A 14,593-nucleotide genomic window follows, 5' to 3' on the forward strand; every position below is an offset into this window, starting at 1 on the left:
TGCGTTCATCAACTCAGGAGTTCATCATGAAACTTAGCTCTCGCGCCACCCTGTCCCGGTCTCTGACGCTCGCCCTTTTGGGTGCTTGCGGCGCCCTCTATGCCGCCCCGCCCACGGTGGCCGACGGCGTGCTGGTCGGTCCCAACGGCATGACGCTCTACACGTTTGACAAAGACACGGCCGGCAGCGGCAAATCGGCCTGCACCGGTCCGTGCGCGACCAACTGGCCGCCCTTCATGGCCGCCGAATCCGACAAAGCCTCGGGCGGCTACACCGTCATCACGCGTGACGACGGCGCGAAACAGTGGGCCGCGATGGGCAAGCCCCTGTACTACTGGTCCAAGGACAGCAAGCCCGGCGATAAAACCGGCGACGGCTTCAATCAAGTCTGGAAGGCGGCCAAACCATCGGCCATGCCAGCGCCTGCGCCGAAACCCGCGCCTTCTAGCTATTGACGCGAAGCTTGCCTTGGTCAATCGCGAACCCATCGTCGATCAAATCCCCGCGCTGCGCCGTTATGCGCGCGCGCTGACGGGCGACGCCTGGGCGGCCGATGATCTGGTGCAGGACACGCTGGAGCGCGCCTGCAGCAAGTGGCGTTTGTGGGCAGTGGGTTCTGACTTGCGGGCCTGGTTGTTCACCGTGATGCACAACCTGTTTGCCAACCAGGTGCGCCGGTCCACAAGGCAAGCAAGCGGCAGCAGCGTGGATATTGACGATGTGGCCCACGAGTTGGTGGCACCCGAGGCCGATCCGGGGCCGGCGCTGGATTTGCAGCGTTGCCTGCTGCGGTTGCCGCTGGACCAGCGCGCTGTTGTGCTGCTGGTCAGCATCGAGGAGATGAGCTATGCGGATGTGGCCCGAATTACCGGGGTTCCGATTGGCACCGTGATGTCGCGCCTGTCGCGTGCCCGCCACCGCTTGCAGACCTTGATGGATGCACCAGCCCGCAGCGCCGCCCCGCAGCCAGCAAGCGACGCACCGACAAACCCATTACCGTCCCTTCGCCGCCTGAAATGAGCTACCGGAAAACACCATGAACAGGACCTCCTCTCGCCCGCTGACGGAAGACGAAATCCACACGCTGGTGGATGATCAGCTGGCGCCCGACGCGCTGACAGCCCTGCAGACGCGGCTGGCACAAGACCCGGCAGCGCAGGCCACGGTGACGAAATGGCGCCGCCAGCGTGACGCCCTGCGAAGCCTGCATCGGCACCTTGTGGACCAGCCGGTCCCCGCCACGCTGGTGACCGCGGCGCGACAGACCGCGGCCTCGCAGCAGGACATCAACCAGTGGTGGCGCTGGGGCGGCATGGCCGCCGGGGTCATGCTGGCGTTTGGTGTGGGCTGGTTCTCCCACACAGCATGGCAGGGTGAGGGGCGGCCATCCGCTACCCTGGCCAGAGCATCTGGCGCGCCGGATTTTGCGCGACAGGCCAGTTTTGCACACGCGGTGTACGCCCCGGAAATCCGGCACCCGGTGGAGGTGGGCGCCACGGAGCAGGAGCACCTGGTGCAGTGGCTCTCCAAGCGTGTCGGCAAGCCGCTCAAGGTGCCTCATTTGGCCGCACAAGGTTATGAGCTCGTGGGCGGACGCCTGCTGCCAGGTGAGGCCGGTGCGCGGGCGCAGTTCATGTTCCAGAATGCGGCCGGAACCCGCATCACGCTTTATCTCGGCGCAATAGACAAGTCCGGGGCCGGCGCTGACATCCGCGAGACCGGCTTCCAGTTTCGCGCTGACGGGCCGATACCGAGTTTTTACTGGATCGACCAGGGCTTTGGCTATGCGCTATCCGGGCCGGTGCCGCGTGACGCACTCATGAAACTGGCAGAAGCGGTGTATCACCAGCTGTAGCTGCGCAACGCCATTCAACATGACACTCCATGGGCCGTCTTTCGTCGCCGCCAGCAAAAAGGGCCACCGAAGTGGCCCTTCGACAGGCGAAGGAACCGTGGAGTCTTGATTGTTCATACCTGCGGCTAGTCAGCCAGTAGCTTGAAATTCACGCGGCCCATAGTGGATTCAATCAGACGTGCATTGGGCTCGTCGGTGCTTTGCACCCATTCCTGTGCCGCCTGTCTGGAACGCCCAAACTGCATATGCCTGGCAAGCAGGCGCTCCAGGCGCAGTGCATGGTCCACTTCAACGTACCAGATCTCGTCGAGCAGGCCAGCCACATGGCTCCAGCCGCCTTGGTCCAGGGCCAAGTAGTTGCCTTCGGCAATCAGCAATTGGGCCTCGGGGAAGATTGGAATGGCCCCTGCGATGGGTTCCTCCATCTCGCGACGAAATTCAGGTGCATAGACCGTTTCCTCAGGCGTTTGCTGACGCAAGCGTCTGAGCAGGGACACATAGCCATAGCTGTCAAAGGTGTCCGGTGCGCCTTTGCGTGCCGAGCGTCCCAGGCGGGCCAGCTCCACGTTAGCAAGGTGAAAGCCGTCCATCGGAACAATTTGGGACCGATCAGGGTGCAGCGCTTGCAGGCGCAAAGACAGGGTTGACTTGCCGGAGCCCGGCGGGCCAATGATTCCCACGATGGTTCTGGCCTCACGCGCCAACAGTTTCTGGAGCCTGATACTGGCTTGCTGAAACGTTAACGTTGCGATTTGCTCACGCTGCATCATGACCGCCTTGTTCATTGGGGATTACTGCTTCTTTGCATTGGTGACACCATCCCGAAGGATTCATGGGGGCCTCTGCGCAGTTATACCGCGACTTCGCGATGAGCTGCGTTCGCTGGCCGTTCCCAGCAGTTAATTCATCCGCTTGCTGTGGCCATCGGGTTGGCACTTGATTTCAGACTCAGGGCCGGTCATCGCTGCCGCCGCCCTTGGCACTGATTTTGCATGCTGCAAAAAGGACTTGGAAGGGTTTGAAATGAAAACATTCTTTGCTGTCATCTTTTTGTCGGTAGTGTCGGCCATCTTGGGAGTCTTTGCCGTAACGGAACTGTGCGACAAAGCAATGGCTGCGGGCGTCACAAGTGACGCTGTTCGAGCGCGCAAAGCCGACGCGAACCCATCGCTCCCAAGGCAGAAAATTCAGCAGTGGGTGAACAATTAAGTCGACAGCGCCGTGCCGCAGGCGCGACCGGTTTGAACTTGCAACATAATTCAAAGCATGAGATTTCTACACACCATGCTGCGCGTTGGCAACCTTCAACGCTCGATTGACTTCTACACCCAGGTGCTGGGCATGAAACTGCTGCGCACCTCGGAAAACCCCGAGTACAAATACTCCCTGGCCTTCGTCGGCTTCGGCAGCAACCCGGAGCATGCCGAGATTGAACTCACCTACAACTGGGGCGTGGATTCGTACGACCTGGGCAACGCGTTTGGCCACCTGGCACTGGCGGTGCCCGACTGCCGTCGCGCCTGCGATCAAATCAAAGCCGCGGGCGGCCAGGTCACGCGGGAGGCCGGGCCCGTCAAAGGCGGCACAACGGTGATTGCCTTTGTCACCGATCCCGATGGTTACAAGATTGAGCTGATTGAACGCGCCGACCAGGCCAGCGGCGCCGGCCTGCGTTGACATTCAAAGGCAAAAGCCTGGCACCGGGCCGGGCCATGGAACCCGAGCGCAGCTGGCGCAAATCTTGCGGCAGTCCAGCTCATGAACCCATCGCTGCGTATCGTCGTTGTTGCCCCTGATCTGGACGTTGCCAATCCTGAGGACGAGCAAGCCATTCGCCAGGCCGAGCGCTCGCGCAACCTGCGTATTGGCCTGCTGGAAAACGGCTTCAATCTGGTGGCCACCCTGCCAGCCGACGTGTTTCTGACCGAGCGCATTGCCCAGCTGCAGCCCGACTTGATCATTGTGGACGCCGAAAGCGATGCCCGCGACTCGCTGGAGCACGTGGTGATGGCCACGCGCGAAGAACGCCGCCCCATCGTCATGTTCACCAACGACGACGACACTGGCCACGTGAAAGACGCTGTGGCGGCGGGCGTGTCGGCCTACATCGTGGCGGGCTTGTCGCCAGAGCGCATTCGACCGATTCTGGATGTGGCGCTGGCACGCTTTCAGCACGAGCAGGCGTTGCTGCAAACGCTAGCCAGCACCCAAAGTGAGCGTGATGAACTCAGCGCTGAACTCAAAGACCGCAAGGTGATTGACCGCGCCAAAGGTCTGCTGATGCAGCGCCAGGGCTTGAGTGAAGAAGATGCCTTCAAAAAAATGCGAAAAACCGCCATGGACAAAGGCTTGAAGCTGGCCGATGTGGCGCAGCGCATGCTTGATGTGGCTGATTTGCTGGCCTGATTTGGTGCACTGCACAAAACTGGTGCCAAACCCGTCCCACCCAAGAAATAGACAGCAAATGGCCTTGCAGCCCTCGTCTATATTGCTTAGAAAGCTACTATATTGATAGCATCAACAAAAAGATTGAACCTGGCACACACCTTGCATAGATAAAGCAAGACCCATGAAGGTCACGTAGCCGACTTCTCCCAACGGCGGGTGGGGTCGGCTCAACCAGGACAAAGGCGTCCCCACAAGCAGGCAGCGGCAGACCCGTCGCGCACCGGCTTCGTGAGGACGCCTTTTTTGTTTCTCATTTTCTGAAACCTTGCCAAGGAAGCCTGCCATGACCGACCTTTTGAAATCCAGCCTCAATCGCCGTGCTGTGCTGCAAACCGCCGCAGTCGGTGCCATCGGCATCAGCCCGGCCCTGCGCGCCGCCGTCTACGCCGCGGGCTCCGATGCGCCGGAAAAAGCCGAAGTGAAGATCGGCTTCATCCCGCTGACCGACTGCGCCAGCGTGGTGATGGCATCAAGCCTGGGCATCGACAAAAAATACGGTGTCAAGATCATCCCGACCAAAGAAGCCAGCTGGGCCGGTGTGCGCGACAAGCTGGTCACCGGCGAGCTCGACATGGCCCATGTGCTGTACGGCCTGATCTACGGCGTGCACCTGGGCGTGGGCGGCGCCAAGAAAGACATGGCAGTGCTGATGAACCTCAACCAAAACGGCCAGGCCATCACCCTGTCCAAGAAGCTGGCTGACAAGGGCGCCGTGGACGGCGCGGGTCTGGCCAAGCTGATGGCGGCCGAGAAGCGTGAATACACTTTTGCCCAGACCTTCCCCACTGGCACACACGCCATGTGGCTGTACTACTGGATGGCGGCCAACGGCATCAACCCGATCTCGGGCGCCAAAGTCATCACCGTGCCGCCACCACAAATGGTGGCCAATATGCGCGTCGGCAACATGGACGGCTTCTGCGTCGGCGAACCCTGGAACCACCGCGCCATCATCGACGGCATTGGCGTTACCGCCGCCACCACGCAGGAGATCTGGAAAGACCACCCCGAGAAGGTGCTGGGCACCACCGGCGACTTCGTCAAGAAGTACCCCAACACGGCGCGCGCCGTGACCGCCGCCATCCTGGAAGCGGGCCGCTGGATTGACGCCAGCCTGGCCAACAAAAACAAGATGGCTGAAACCATCGCCGAAAAATCGTACGTCAACACCAGCGTGGACGCCATCAACCAACGCATCATGGGCCGCTACCAGAACGGCATGGGCAAGACCTGGGACGACCCCAACTACATGAAGTTCTACAACGACGGCGCGGTCAACTTCCCCTACCTGTCGGACGGCATGTGGTTCATGACCCAGCACAAGCGCTGGGGCTTGCTGAAAGACCATCCCGACTACCTGGCGGTGGCCAAGCAGATCAACCAGATCGACATCTACAAGCAAGCCGCGACCGCCAGCAAGACGCCGGTGCCCAAGGACGTGATGCGCACTTCCAGGCTGATGGACGGTGTGGTGTGGGACGGCAAGGACCCGAAGAAATACGCCGACGGTTTCAAGATCAAGGCTTGAAGCCCAACTCTGTCCTCCATCAATTTATAGGAGTTGCACATCATGGTTAGCGCAGTTCTTCATTCACCCCTTGAAACACGGCTAGCGCCAACTGCGCTGAGCGCCGCTGATGCTACAAAAAACGTAGCTGCTTACCCAGATACAACGGGGGCTACAGGCCAGAAAAGCATTAAGACGCCAGCCAAGGCCAGCGCCCCGCCGTACGACTGGCGCGGCCTTTGGCTGGCGGTGCTGCCGCCGGTGTTGGGTCTGGCTCTGATGATTGGCGTGTGGGCGCTGGTGTCCATCTCGACCGCCAGCAGCATCCCCTCGCCGAGCGAGACCTTCAAACAGGCCGTGATTATTTTCTCCGACCCGTTTTACCGCAAAGGCCCGAACGACCAGGGTGTGGGCTGGAACATCCTGATGTCGCTGCAGCGCGTCGCTGTGGGCTTCGGGTTGGCGGCGGCGGTGGGCATTCCGGCCGGCTTCATGATCGGGCGCTTCGAGTTCCTGAGCCGCATGTTCAATCCACTCATCGGCCTGCTGCGCCCGGTGTCACCGCTGGCCTGGTTGCCGATTGGCCTCTTGGTGTTCAAGGGCGCCAACCCGGCCGCCATCTGGACCATCTTCATCTGCTCGATCTGGCCCATGATCATCAACACGGCGGTCGGCGTGCAACGGGTGCCACAGGACTACATGAACGTGGCGCGCGTGTTGAACCTGAGCGAGTGGAAGATCGTCACCAAGATCTTGTTCCCCTCGGTGCTGCCCTACATGCTGACCGGTGTGCGCCTCGCGGTCGGCACGGCCTGGCTGGTGATCGTGGCGGCCGAGATGCTGACCGGCGGCGTGGGCATCGGCTTCTGGGTCTGGGACGAGTGGAACAACCTGAACGTCAAGAACATCATCATCGCCATATTTGTGATCGGCATCGTCGGGCTGATGCTCGAATACGCCCTGATCAAAATTGCCACGGCATTCACGTTTGAAGAGGTGAAATCATGAACGGCAACTACATTGAGATCTCCGGCGTAGCGCAAACCTTCAAGACCAGAAAAGGGCTGTTCTGCGCACTGCAGAACATCAACCTGGCGGTGTCCAAGGGCGAGTTTGTGACCCTCATCGGCCACTCGGGCTGCGGCAAGTCCACCCTGCTCAATCTGATCGCCGGCCTGACTGTTCCCACGCAAGGCCACCTGCTGTGTGCCAACCGCGAAATCGCCGGCCCCGGCCCGGAGCGCGCCGTGGTGTTCCAGAACCACTCGCTGCTGCCCTGGCTCACCTGTTTTGAGAACGTCTACCTCGGTGTCGAGCGCGTCTTTGGTGCCGCCAACCGCAGCACGGGCGCCGGGTCCGAGAGCAAGGCCCAGCTCACGGCGCGCACCGACGCCGTGTTGGCGATGGTGGGGCTGAGCGCCGCCGCGCAAAAGCGTCCCGGCGAGATATCGGGCGGCATGAAGCAGCGTGTGGGCATTGCACGCGCCTTGGCGATGGAACCCAAAGTGCTGCTGATGGACGAACCCTTTGGCGCGCTGGACGCCCTGACCCGCGCCAAGCTGCAGGACGAACTGCTGGAGATCGTGGCCCGCACCCACAGCACCGTGGTGATGGTCACACACGATGTGGATGAAGCGGTGCTGCTGTCCGACCGGATTGTGATGCTGACCAACGGCCCGGCCGCCACCGTCGGCGAGGTGCTGCGTGTTGACCTGCCGCGTCCGCGCCAGCGGGTTGAGCTGGCCGAGAGCACGCACTACCTGCATTTCCGCAAGGCCGTGATTGACTTTCTCTACACGCGCCAGGCGCATGTGGAAAAGGCAGCCTGAACGCCCGCTGGCATCAACAAGGAGAAACTCATGGACATGCGTGTAGAACCCAAGGTCAAAATGAAACTGGTGATGATCGGCAACGGCATGGCCGGTGTCCGCACGCTTGAAGAGCTGCTGAAGATCGCACCCGACCTGTACGACATCACCGTCTTTGGCGCCGAGCCGCACCCCAACTACAACCGCATCTTGCTGTCGCCGGTGCTGGCCGGCGAGCAAACGATTGACGAGATTGTTCTCAACTCATGGGACTGGTACACGGACCACGGCATCACCCTGCACGCCGGCAAAAAAGTAGTGGCGGTGGACCGCGCCAGGCGACTGGTACGTGCCCTCGACGCTGACAACAAGGTCACCGAAGTGCCCTACGACCGGCTGTTGATGGCCACCGGCTCCAAGCCTTTCATCCTGCCCGTTCCCGGCAAGGACCTGGAAGGTGTGATTGCCTACCGCGACATTGCCGACACCAACGCCATGATCGACGCGGCCACCAAATACAAGAATGCCGTCGTGATCGGCGGCGGTCTGCTCGGGCTGGAAGCGGCCAACGGCCTGATGCGCCGGGGCATGAACGTCAGCGTGGTGCACGTGATGCCGACGCTGATGGAGCGCCAGCTCGACAACGTCGCGGGCAAGATGCTGCAAAAATCACTGGAGGACCGGGGCCTGAAATTCCTGATTGGCGCGCAGACGCAGGAACTGGTCGCAAGCGACGATGGCCGCGTCAAGAGCATCAAGTTCAAGGACGGCACTTCAGCTGCCGCCGATCTGGTGGTGATGGCCGTGGGCATCCGCCCCAACACCGAGCTGGCCGAAGCCATGCGCCTGCACTGCAACAAGGGCATTGTGGTGACTGACACGCTGCAGACCGTCACCGACGCGCGCATTTACTCGGTCGGTGAGTGCGCGGCGCACCGGGGCATCGCCTACGGTCTGGTGGCGCCCCTGTTCGAGCAAGCCAAGGTGGCGGCCAACCATCTGGCGCAGTACGGCATTGGCCGCTATGTCGGCTCGCTGACCTCGACCAAACTCAAGGTCACCGGCATCGACCTGTTTTCAGCCGGGGACTTTCTGGGCGGTGACGGCACCGAAGAACTGGTGCTGAGCGACCCCTATGCGGGCGTCTACAAAAAGCTCGTCATCAAGGACGACAAACTGGTGGGTGCCTGCCTGTACGGCGACACGGTGGACGGCAGCTGGTACTTCAAGTTGCTGCGCAACGGCCGCTCAATCGCCGACATCCGCGACAAGCTGATGTTTGGGGAAAGCAATATTGGCGACGCCGGTGTTGAAGGCCACAACAAGGCCGCCAGCATGGCCGACAGCGACGAAGTGTGTGGCTGCAACGGTGTCACCAAGGGCACCATCTGCAAGGCCATCAAAGAAAAGGGCCTGTTCACGCTGGACGAGGTGCGCAAGCACACCAAGGCCAGCGCGTCGTGTGGTTCGTGCACGGGGCTGGTTGAGCAGCTGTTGATGTTCACCGCCGGAGGTGACTACTCAGCCACGCCGAAGATGAAAGCCATGTGCGCTTGCACCGAGCACGGCCACCAGGCAGTGCGCGACGCCATTGTGGCCAACAAGCTGCTGAGCATTGCCCAGGTCTTCAACTTCATGGAATGGAAAACACCCAATGGCTGTGCCTCCTGCCGTCCCGCCATCAACTACTACCTGATCAGCAGCTGGCCCAAAGAGGCCAAGGACGATCCGCAAAGCCGCTTCATCAATGAGCGCAGCCACGCCAACATCCAGAAGGACGGCACCTACAGCGTGATTCCGCGCATGTGGGGCGGCGAGACCACGGCCAGCGAACTGCGCCGCATTGCCGACGCGGTCGACAAGTACAAGATCCCGACCGTCAAGGTCACCGGCGGCCAGCGCATTGACCTGCTGGGCGTGAAGAAGGAAGACCTGGTCAGCGTCTGGAAGGACATCGGCATGCCCAGCGGCCATGCCTACGCCAAGGCCTTGCGCACCGTCAAAACCTGCGTCGGCTCGGAGTGGTGCCGCATGGGCACGCAGGACAGCACACAGATGGGCAAGGACCTGGAACGCGCCATGTGGCGCATGTACGCCCCGCACAAGGTCAAGTTCGCCGTCAGCGGCTGCCCGCGCAACTGCGCCGAGGCCGGCATCAAGGACGTCGGCATCATCGGGGTCGACAGCGGCTGGGAAATGCACATTGGCGGCAACGGCGGCATCAAGACCGAGGTGGCGCAGTTCTTCACCAAGCTCAAAACGGCGCAGGAAGTGCTGGAGTACACCGGCGCCTTCATGCAGCTGTACCGCGAGGAAGGCTGGTACCTGGAACGCACCGTGCATTACCTCAACCGCGTCGGCATGGACTACGTGAAGAAGAAGATTCTGGAAGACGCCGAGAACCGCCAGGCCTTGTGGGCGAAGCTGCAGTTCAGCCTGGATGGCGAGCCTGATCCCTGGTTTGAGCACAGCCGGGCCGAGGTGGATCTGCGCCAGTTCGACAAACTGGCTGTCCCCGCCTGAGTCCTGATGCGTATTGGCCGCGTCGCCAACTCAAGCCGGAATCGGCGGCGTGCCGGTCCGCCTGCCAAAGATTTATGCCTAATTGGCCCCTGGCCCCCGTGTTATTTACTTATACAGCTATCTAAATAATAGCAAAAAGGAGTCATCAATGAGCAACTGGAAAGAAATCTGCCAAGTGACTGACATTCCCGTATTGGGATCGCGTTGCGTCAAACGGCCGCAAGGCACGGACGTGGCGGTGTTTCGCAATGCGCAAGACGAGGTGTTTGCGCTGCTGGACCGCTGCCCGCACAAAGGAGGTCCGCTGTCGCAAGGCATTGTGTTTGGCAGCAGCGTGGCCTGCCCCCTGCACAACTGGACCATTGGCCTGGACAGTGGCTGTGCGCACGCGCCGGACACGGGTTGTGTGCAGAGGTTTAGCGTCATGGTGGAGGGTGATGCGGTGCATTTGGATTTGGATGAGTTGGCGTCTGTGGCTGTGGGTGAGGTTGCATGACAGTCAGTAGGTGGCTCACGTCGCCGTGGCACTCAGCTGCGCGGCTGTCCCCCGGCCTTCGGCCTCCTCCTTTACGCCGCTGCGCCGAGCGCCACAGCGACCTGATCTTGCGAACCGTGTCGGCGTGCAAGCCTTGTCAACCAGCCATGCCCGCCGCCGAAGACCCTGGGGTGGGTGGCATAGCGAAGTCAAGGAGGAGGCCGAAGGCCGGAGGACATTCGCGGAGCCATCCACCCCAGTGACTTCGGCAACCACAGAAGCCTACCCAGGAGCGTGAACGCCAGTGAAACAGCTCAAAGAAACCAAATCCACCTGCCCCTACTGCGGCGTCGGCTGCGGGGTGATCATCGAGTCGAGCGGCGACCAGATTACCGGCGTGCGTGGCGACCCGGATTACCCGGCCAATTTCGGGCGGCTCTGCACCAAAGGCGCCATGCTGCACCTGACGGCCAGCGCCGCCATCACGCAACAAAGCAGGCTGCTGCACCCGATGCAGCGTTTGACGCGTGGCCAGCAACCCAAGCGCATCGGCTGGGACGCCGCGCTGGACACGGCAGCCGAAAAATTCGCCAAAATCATCCAGACGCACGGCCCCGATGCGGTGGGTTTTTATATCTCCGGCCAGTTGCTGACCGAGGACTATTACGTCTTCAACAAACTCGCCAAGGGGTTGATCGGCACCAACAACATCGACAGCAACTCGCGCCTGTGCATGAGCAGCGCGGTGACGGGCTACAAGCAGACGCTGGGGTCTGACGCGCCGCCGGCCTGCTACGACGACGTCAACCACGCCGGCACCATCTTTATCGTCGGCGCCAACCCGGCCTACGCACACCCGGTTTTGTTTCGCCGCATCGAAGCCGCACGCCAGGCGCGCCCGGACCTGAAGATTGTGCTGTGTGATCCGCGTCGCACCGACACGGCTGAAATTGCCGACCTGTTCTTGCCGATCCAGCCCGGCACCGATGTGATGCTGTTCAACGGCATGCTGCACGTCATGTTGTGGGAGGGCTGGCTCGATACCGCCTATATGGCCGCCCACACCAAGGGCTTTGACACACTCAAAGCCACGCTGCGCGACTACACACCCGACGTGGTGGCGCAGACCTGCGGCATTTCCAAAGAGGACTTGCTGCAGGCGGCGCGCCTGTTTGCCGGGATCAACGCCGACGACCCGACCCAAGGCACACGCGCACCCACGCTCAGCCTCTACTGCCAGGGCCTGAACCAGTCCAGCAGCGGCACCGCCAAGAATGCCGCGCTGATCAACCTGCACCTGGCCACCGGCCAGATGGGCAAGAGGGGTGCCGGGCCGTTCTCACTCACCGGCCAGCCCAACGCCATGGGCGGACGCGAAGTCGGTGGCATGGCCAATCTGCTCTCAAGCCACCGCGACTTGAACAACCCGGCGCACCGCGCCGAAGTTGCCGCGCTGTGGGGCCTGCCGTCCGTGCCGTCCAAACCCGGCAAAACGGCGGTAGAGATGTTCCAGGCCGCCGCCGATGGCGAAATCAAAGCCCTGTGGATTGCCTGCACCAACCCCGCGCAATCCATGCCCGACCAGGCCACCGTGCGCCGCGCCCTGCAGCGCGCCGAGTTTGTCGTCGTGCAGGAAGCCTTTGCCAGCACCGCCACCTGTGCGTTTGCGGACCTGCTGCTGCCCGCCACCACCTGGGGCGAAAAAGAAGGCACGGTGACCAACAGCGAGCGCCGCATCAGCCGCGTGCGCGCCGCAGTGGCGCCCCCGGGCGAGACGCGGCACGACTGGCAAATCGTCGTCGATTTTGCGCAACGACTGCAAGCAAACACCCTCTTCCCTTACACCTCACCCGAATCGATCTGGAACGAGCACCGCGAATCCACGCGCGGTCGCGACCTCGACATCACCGGCATGTCCTACGCCCTGCTGGAGCACACCCCCCAGCAGTGGCCCCTGCCCGAGGGCGCCACGCAAGGTAAGGCAAGACTGTACGAGGACGGCCTCTTCCCCACGCCCGACGGCCGCGCCCGCTTTGTCAACACGGTCTACCAGCCCGTGGCCGAGCCGCGCGAAGCACGCTACCCGTTTTCACTCAGCACCGGGCGTCTGCGCGACCAGTGGCACGGCATGAGCCGCACCGGCACGCTGGGGCGCTTGTTCGGCCATGTGCGTGAGCCCGCCCTGCAAATGCATCCGCAAGACATGGCGCGCCGACTCCTCTCGGAGGGTGATCTGGTCCACGTCACCAGCAAACGCGGCTCGATTCTGGTGCCGGTGCAAGCCAGTGCCGAGCTGGGGCTCAGCCAGGTCTTCATGGCGATGCACTGGGGTGAAGAATTCCTGAGCGGCATCAGCACCACCGGCCAGCGGCTGGCCGGCGTTAATGCCCTGACCACTTCGGCTTTTTGCCCCGACTCCAAACAACCCGAGTTCAAACACGCAGCGGTCAAGGTCCTGAAGGCGGAACTGCCCTGGTCCCTGCTGGCCATGGCCTGGCTGCCCGCCAGCCACCTGCAGTCGGCTCGCCATGAGCTGCAGCAATTGATGCTGCAGTTTGACTATGCGAGCTGCGTGCCTTTCAGCAACAACACGGCGCTGGATGCTGCCGGCCAGGAGCGCAGCGGTCTGCTGTTTCGGGCCACCGCGTTTGAGGCGCCGACGGACGCGCTGCTGGCCCAGATCGAGTCCCTGCTCAACCTGGACAGCCCCTACGTTTTGCGCTACGCCGACAAGAAACGCGGCCAGCGCCGCGCTGCGCTGTTGCAACACCTTGACGCATGCACCACGCTGGAAGCCTTCATGCTGGCCGGCGACACCCGCGCCCAAAGCTGGATCAGCACGCTGCTGCAGGACGAATTGCCAGCCCAATCGTATGGTCGCGCCCTGCTGCTGCCCGGCGCCAGGCCCCCGGTGCAGGTGGTGTCGCGCGGCAAGCCCGTGTGTGCTTGTTTTAATGTGACCGATGTGGCGATTGAGGCGCAGTTGCGCCACACCAAGGGAACAGCGCAGGAGCGGCTGGGCTCGCTGCAGGCCACACTGAAATGCGGCACCAATTGCGGCTCCTGCATGCCCCAGTTGCAGCGCATGGTGCGCGACAGCCCGGAAATTGACGCTCAGGACCTGGCGCCTTCAGGTACAGCTCAAAAAAACACCCTGAGAGCACACATGCTCTCAGGGTGACGATGCAGCCAAATCAGCCCTGCCGCATCAGCCCATGTGCAGACCGCCGTTCACCGAGAAATCGGCGCCGGTTGAGTAGCCACCCTCGTCGGAGGCAATCCAGGCAATGATGGAGGCAATTTCGCTCGGCTCGCCCAGACGCTTGACCGGTACCGTGGCAATGATCTTGTCGAGCACATCCTGACGGATGGCCTTGACCATGTCGGTCCCGATGTAGCCCGGGCTCACGGTATTGACTGTGACGCCCTTGGTGGCCAGCTCTTGCGCCAGCGCCATGGTGAAGCCGTGCATGCCGGCCTTGGCGGCCGAATAGTTGGTCTGGCCGGCCTGGCCCTTGGCCCCATTGACGGACGAAATATTGATGATGCGGCCCCAGCCTTTTTCCACCATGTCGGCCACCACTTGCTTGGTGACGTTGAACATGGAATTCAAGTTGGTTTCAATCACCGCATCCCAGTCATCACGTGTCATCTTGACGAACATGCGGTCGCGCGTGATGCCGGCGTTGTTCACCAGCACATCAATGCTGCCGTGCTCAGCCTTGGCCTTGGTAAAAGCTTCGACGGTGGAAACCCAATTGCCGACGTTGCCGACGGAGGCATGGAACGTAAAGCCCAGTGCCTGCTGTTCGGCCAGCCATTTCGCATGGTCACGTGTCGGGCCGCAGCCCGCAATGACCTTGAACCCCTCTTTGTGCAAACGTTGGCAAATGGCGGTACCGATGCCTCCCATGCCCCCCGTGACATAGGCTACTTTTTGACTCATATTTTTTCTCCTTTGATTGAACGAATCCACT

General features: G+C 61.9%; 14 protein-coding genes. 12 read left to right on the forward strand and 2 right to left on the reverse strand.

Annotated features, from left to right (window positions below; genetic code table 11):
- The first annotated feature begins 26 nt into the window (after positions 1 to 26).
- Genes RFER_RS12870 through RFER_RS12880 form a run of 3 tightly spaced genes read left to right on the forward strand, consistent with a single transcriptional unit; the run spans position 27 to position 1,855 of the window.
- Positions 27 to 455 (forward strand): COG4315 family predicted lipoprotein, encoded by a 429-nt coding sequence (locus RFER_RS12870; protein ID WP_049765654.1) that lies wholly within the window; start codon positions 27 to 29, stop codon positions 453 to 455.
- Positions 456 to 468: 13 nt separating this feature from the next.
- Entirely contained in the window at positions 469 to 1,020 is a 552-nt protein-coding gene (locus RFER_RS12875) for an RNA polymerase sigma factor (protein WP_011464833.1), read from the forward strand.
- A gap of 16 nt (positions 1,021 to 1,036) precedes the next feature.
- The gene (locus tag RFER_RS12880; RefSeq protein WP_011464834.1) at positions 1,037 to 1,855 is read left to right on the forward strand and encodes an anti-sigma factor family protein; all 819 of its coding nucleotides are present in this window, start codon (positions 1,037 to 1,039) and stop codon (positions 1,853 to 1,855) included.
- 125 nt (positions 1,856 to 1,980) lie between these two features.
- Here the strand turns inward: RFER_RS12880 and RFER_RS12885 are convergent, their stop codons facing one another.
- Complete coding sequence (locus RFER_RS12885; RefSeq protein ID WP_011464835.1) at positions 1,981 to 2,640, reverse strand: nucleoside/nucleotide kinase family protein; 660 nt, start codon at positions 2,638 to 2,640, stop codon at positions 1,981 to 1,983.
- A gap of 238 nt (positions 2,641 to 2,878) precedes the next feature.
- On the opposite strand from RFER_RS12885, the gene RFER_RS12890 reads away from it, so the two are divergent.
- The 9 genes from RFER_RS12890 (at position 2,879) to RFER_RS12930 (ending at position 13,797) form a co-directional block, all read left to right on the forward strand.
- Complete coding sequence (locus RFER_RS12890; RefSeq protein WP_166485719.1) at positions 2,879 to 3,064, forward strand: hypothetical protein; 186 nt, start codon at positions 2,879 to 2,881, stop codon at positions 3,062 to 3,064.
- 57 nt (positions 3,065 to 3,121) lie between these two features.
- On the forward strand, positions 3,122 to 3,532 hold the full coding sequence (gloA, locus tag RFER_RS12895) for a lactoylglutathione lyase (protein ID WP_011464837.1): 411 nt from the start codon (positions 3,122 to 3,124) through the stop codon (positions 3,530 to 3,532).
- An 81-nt stretch (positions 3,533 to 3,613) separates the two neighbouring features.
- On the forward strand, positions 3,614 to 4,261 hold the full coding sequence (locus tag RFER_RS12900) for an ANTAR domain-containing response regulator (RefSeq protein WP_011464838.1): 648 nt from the start codon (positions 3,614 to 3,616) through the stop codon (positions 4,259 to 4,261).
- Positions 4,262 to 4,586: 325 nt separating this feature from the next.
- Positions 4,587 to 5,831 carry a CmpA/NrtA family ABC transporter substrate-binding protein gene (locus RFER_RS12905; protein ID WP_011464839.1) on the forward strand — a complete coding sequence of 415 codons (1,245 nt, stop codon included), beginning with the start codon at positions 4,587 to 4,589 and terminating at the stop codon, positions 5,829 to 5,831.
- Between the two features lie 42 nt (positions 5,832 to 5,873).
- Positions 5,874 to 6,818: a nitrate ABC transporter permease gene (ntrB, locus tag RFER_RS12910; RefSeq protein WP_011464840.1), complete on the forward strand. Its 945-nt coding sequence runs from the start codon at positions 5,874 to 5,876 to the stop codon at positions 6,816 to 6,818.
- Positions 6,815 to 7,639 carry an ABC transporter ATP-binding protein gene (locus RFER_RS12915; RefSeq protein WP_011464841.1) on the forward strand — a complete coding sequence of 275 codons (825 nt, stop codon included), beginning with the start codon at positions 6,815 to 6,817 and terminating at the stop codon, positions 7,637 to 7,639. The genes ntrB and RFER_RS12915 overlap by 4 nt, the downstream gene beginning before the upstream one ends.
- Positions 7,640 to 7,669: 30 nt before the next feature.
- Complete coding sequence (gene nirB / locus RFER_RS12920) at positions 7,670 to 10,141, forward strand: nitrite reductase large subunit NirB (protein ID WP_011464842.1); 2,472 nt, start codon at positions 7,670 to 7,672, stop codon at positions 10,139 to 10,141.
- 148 nt (positions 10,142 to 10,289) lie between these two features.
- Entirely contained in the window at positions 10,290 to 10,637 is a 348-nt protein-coding gene (gene nirD / locus RFER_RS12925; protein ID WP_011464843.1) for a nitrite reductase small subunit NirD, read from the forward strand.
- A 283-nt stretch (positions 10,638 to 10,920) separates the two neighbouring features.
- Entirely contained in the window at positions 10,921 to 13,797 is a 2,877-nt protein-coding gene (locus tag RFER_RS12930) for a nitrate reductase (protein WP_011464844.1), read from the forward strand.
- A 27-nt stretch (positions 13,798 to 13,824) separates the two neighbouring features.
- Here RFER_RS12930 and phbB read toward each other — a convergent pair whose 3' ends face one another.
- A complete protein-coding gene (gene phbB / locus RFER_RS12935; protein WP_011464845.1) occupies positions 13,825 to 14,562 on the reverse strand; it encodes an acetoacetyl-CoA reductase in 738 nt (245 codons plus the stop codon).
- Positions 14,563 to 14,593 lie beyond the last annotated feature (31 nt).

Origin of the sequence: Rhodoferax ferrireducens T118 (assembly GCF_000013605.1) — a bacterium.
Classification (GTDB): domain Bacteria; phylum Pseudomonadota; class Gammaproteobacteria; order Burkholderiales; family Burkholderiaceae_C; genus Rhodoferax; species Rhodoferax ferrireducens.

What these genes read in the sequence shown, in the direction of transcription:
- RFER_RS12890 (WP_166485719.1), top strand. Translation starts at nt 2,879, where the DNA reads ATGAAAACATTCTTTGCTGTCATCTTTTTGTCGGTAGTGTCGGCCATC.
- RFER_RS12870 (WP_049765654.1), top strand. Translation starts at nt 27, where the DNA reads ATGAAACTTAGCTCTCGCGCCACCCTGTCCCGGTCTCTGACGCTCGCC.
- nirD (WP_011464843.1), top strand. Translation starts at nt 10,290, where the DNA reads ATGAGCAACTGGAAAGAAATCTGCCAAGTGACTGACATTCCCGTATTG.
- ntrB (WP_011464840.1), top strand. Translation starts at nt 5,874, where the DNA reads ATGGTTAGCGCAGTTCTTCATTCACCCCTTGAAACACGGCTAGCGCCA.
- nirB (WP_011464842.1), top strand. Translation starts at nt 7,670, where the DNA reads ATGGACATGCGTGTAGAACCCAAGGTCAAAATGAAACTGGTGATGATC.
- RFER_RS12880 (WP_011464834.1), top strand. Translation starts at nt 1,037, where the DNA reads ATGAACAGGACCTCCTCTCGCCCGCTGACGGAAGACGAAATCCACACG.
- RFER_RS12915 (WP_011464841.1), top strand. Translation starts at nt 6,815, where the DNA reads ATGAACGGCAACTACATTGAGATCTCCGGCGTAGCGCAAACCTTCAAG.
- RFER_RS12905 (WP_011464839.1), top strand. Translation starts at nt 4,587, where the DNA reads ATGACCGACCTTTTGAAATCCAGCCTCAATCGCCGTGCTGTGCTGCAA.
- phbB (WP_011464845.1), bottom strand. Translation starts at nt 14,562, where the DNA reads ATGAGTCAAAAAGTAGCCTATGTCACGGGGGGCATGGGAGGCATCGGT.
- RFER_RS12885 (WP_011464835.1), bottom strand. Translation starts at nt 2,640, where the DNA reads ATGAACAAGGCGGTCATGATGCAGCGTGAGCAAATCGCAACGTTAACG.
- gloA (WP_011464837.1), top strand. Translation starts at nt 3,122, where the DNA reads ATGAGATTTCTACACACCATGCTGCGCGTTGGCAACCTTCAACGCTCG.
- RFER_RS12900 (WP_011464838.1), top strand. Translation starts at nt 3,614, where the DNA reads ATGAACCCATCGCTGCGTATCGTCGTTGTTGCCCCTGATCTGGACGTT.